Below are 2,690 nucleotides of genomic sequence, written 5' to 3'. Positions count from 1 at the left end.
ATGGTGCGGGCCGCGGTGGCGGGGGAGCGTGAGCTGAGCCGGGCGCTGCTGGACGCCGACCTGGTGTCGGTCCTGCTGGCGCATCCGGACCTGCTTCGGGCGCCGCACGAGTACCGCAGGCTACTGGCGCCGGCGAACGCGGGACTGCGTGCCCAGCTCAAGGAGGGATCGCCGCTGCTGACCGAGAACCTGCTGCGCACCTTGCTGCGAGCCCCGAACGTGCCCGGCATGGCCGCTCACCACTTCTCGCAGCCCGGCACCGCCGCGGCAGGACCGCAGAACAAGCGGCGGATCTTCGCCGACATGCTGGCCAGGAATTCCGTGATGCGGTCCGTTGCGTTCTCGGACCTCGTTGCGCGGGAGCTCGCGTACTTCAATGCCGAGGTGGGCGAAGCCCTCAACGGAATCGCCGGGATCGAGGAAGCCCTGCGCACGGACGGGCGTCTGGGTTCGCTGGTCGCCAGTGAACCCTTCGCCATGCCCCTTCTCCGCAGAAGTCCGTCGACGCTGGATGCCCTGCTGAGGAATGACGGGGCGTTGCTCCAGCTGACCCTGGCGACCCGCCACGTGGCCGCGACCCTGCACGAATCGCCGGAACTCCTCACGCATCTGGTGGATCGTCCGGCGCTGCTGCGCACACTCTCCCAGCACCAGAACTCGGTGACGCCGTCCCCGCACTGGGCGCGGCTGTTCGAGGACACCGGTCTTCTGACCGTGCTGGAGAGCGAGGACGGTCTGGCCCTGGTCAGGGCGCTGGCATCCAACCCGGACCTGCTGACGGACGCGCTGGCACGGGACACGTTCCTCGAGAACGTGAAGGAAGGCGAGAATCTGCGCGCACACCTGGCCCTGAGCCAGTCCTCGGCGAAGGAGTTCGCCAGGACGGTGCGGGCCATGGGCGAAGTCAGCATCACCAGCACCGGCATTCCGGTCGAGGCCGGCCCGGCCCGCCTGGCCAGGGCGATCCTGGACGAGCCGGAGCGGATCCCCGAGGTGATCGAGCAACTCGCGGCACCGCAGGACCGTGGGAGGTACCTCCGAACTGCGGCGGAAGCACTCCACGCCCTGAAGGAGCTGAAGGAGCTGCGCGGCGCGGTCGGCCGTGAGTTCGGCATCATCCTGGCGATGCTGCAGAACGGCGAGATGACGCCGACCCTGCTGAAGCGGCCGGCGCTGATCGGACTTCTGGCGGACCGGACCAAGAGCGCGATGAAGGCACTGTACGACCGGCCCGTGCTGACCCGAGGGCTGCGGGAGAACGGCAGGCTCTACCTCCGATTCCTCCACGTGCCGGCCTTGGCGCAGACTCTCGCCAGTCCGACGTTCGCGCATCAGGCCGACGCCATGGGACGGAACCGGGATTACATCCGCGCCTTCGAGATCAGGCACACCCTGCCGGGAGCGCTGCGGGGCGACAGACACGGCGGACTCACGCTTCTGATGGCCAGCGAAGCGATCAGCGGAGTCGTGGCGGACGACCCGCAGATAAGAGCTGGAATCGGTTCGAACCCCTACCTGGTCAACGTCCTGGCCAATCTGTTCCACCTGAACGAAGGACGGCAGCGGGCCGAAGGCCGGGCATGGCAGGCTGCCGAGTCCACGGCACGGGCCGTGGTGTCCAGTGTCGCGATGGTGCAGGCGCTGGCCGAGCGCCCGGAGCGCATCAAGGCACTCGTCATCTCGCCCGCGCTCTCCCACGCGCTGACGGAGAACCCAGGTGTATTGCGGACCGGCGGAGACGCGGCGGCGCTGCTGGAGAACGAACCTCTCGTGGAGACCTTCAGGGACTATCCGCGACAGGCCTCGGTGGTGCTGCGGACTCCTGGCCTTCTGCCGCTCGTGGCGCGGACGCCCGAGCTGGTCGGGGCGATGGAGAGCTCGGAGCAGCTGACGGCTCTGCTGGAGCGTGATGAGGGCGTACGGGCGCTGCTGGGTGAGCAGCCCGAGGTGGCCCAGGACCTGGTGCGGACGCCGGATCTGGTGCCGGTGTTGGGTGGTCTGCCGCGTCTGGTGCAGGCCATGCGTGACGACGCCGGGATCGCGCGACGGCTTCGGGCCGATCCGGGGCTGCTTCCGGTGCTGCGGGCGCGTCGTACGTTGGTTGATGATCTTGCTGGGGACACGGTGTTGTGGCGGGCGCTCGTGCGGGTGCCGGTGCTTTCCGAGGTGTTGTCGCAGTCGGCTCGGTTGTTGCGGCATGTGCGTCGGCGTTCGGTGCTGGTGGGTGTGCTGGCGTCGGAGCCGGTCGGTGTTTCGGGTGCCGAGTTGTCGGCGGTGTTGTCCGACGATGTGTTGACGGCGGTGTTGGATGCTCAGCCCGAGCTTGCGGCTCTCGTGCTGGGTTCGTCGGAGCTGGCTCGGGGTGTTCTGGAGACTCCTGGTTTCGCCGAGGAGGTGCGGGCGCTGGTCCGTGACGGTGGGCTCGGGGGGGTGATGGCGGGTCCTGAGCGGTTGGCGGCCGAGCTGGAGCGGATGCGGGAGCGGTCTGCGGGGTCTGCGGGGTCGGCGGGGTCTGCGGGGTCGGCGGGGCGGCAGGGTGTGCGTCGGCAGCGGTCGGACGCGCCGGGCGGGGGTGTTGCTCCGGGTGTGGCGGTTTCGGGTGCGGCGGGTTCGTCGGCCGTGCGGGTGGTGCCGGATGCGGAGTTGGTGGCGGTGGTGCGTCGGATGCCGGAGTTGGCGGCGTTGCGGCG

The 2,690-nt window shown here is 69.5% G+C and carries 1 protein-coding gene; it reads left to right on the top strand.

Features of this window, described 5'->3' with window-relative positions:
• Positions 1 to 2,690 (top strand): hypothetical protein (locus ACWCSV_RS34480; RefSeq protein WP_451149199.1); only part of this gene is annotated, 2,690 nt, incomplete at both ends.

The sequence above is a fragment of the Streptomyces sp. NPDC001770 genome (genome assembly GCF_053596135.1).
This window is presented reverse-complemented; position numbering and strand designations above follow the sequence as displayed.